This is a genomic window from Gluconobacter sp. P1D12_c (assembly GCF_018812105.1).
In the GTDB taxonomy this organism is placed as follows: Bacteria; Pseudomonadota; Alphaproteobacteria; order Acetobacterales; family Acetobacteraceae; genus Gluconobacter; species Gluconobacter oxydans_A.
On sequence record NZ_JACSIQ010000492.1, the window covers coordinates 1 to 439 of the forward strand.

General features: G+C 57.6%; 1 protein-coding gene. It reads left to right on the top strand.

From position 1 onward, the window contains the following. Positions 1–74 precede the first annotated feature (74 nt). Complete coding sequence (locus KP705_RS17825) at positions 75–362, top strand: plasmid recombination protein (RefSeq protein ID WP_252348447.1); 288 nt, start codon at positions 75–77, stop codon at positions 360–362. Positions 363–439 lie beyond the last annotated feature (77 nt).

Genomic DNA, 439 nt, shown 5'->3' on the forward strand with positions numbered 1-439 from the left:
CAGAACAGCCTCAACGTTCTTGTTGGGTTCACTCTAAGCGTACGTAAAGTACACTTTCGTGTCGTGACCCCTATTTGAACGAGGCGTTGCGCTGGATTCAGGAGCGGCACGGCAAGGACAACGTGATCGCTGCCATCATTCACCGGGACGAAAAAACGCCGCACCTGTCGGCCTACGTGGTGCCAAAAGACCCCGATACAGGCCGCCTGAATTGCCGCCGGTTCCTCGGTGGTGCCAAGGCCCTGAACGAGATGCAGACCGACTTTGCGCGAGTTGTGGGACGCCCTGTCGGACTGGAACGCTGCATCGAAGGAAGCAAGGCCACCGACACCAAGCTGAAAACCTACTACGGGGCGCTATAACGGGACGCACCCGAGCACAAAAACCTGACCCCTGCTGCCCTAGAACCGCAGGTTCTCAAGAAGGGGATTTTTACCCG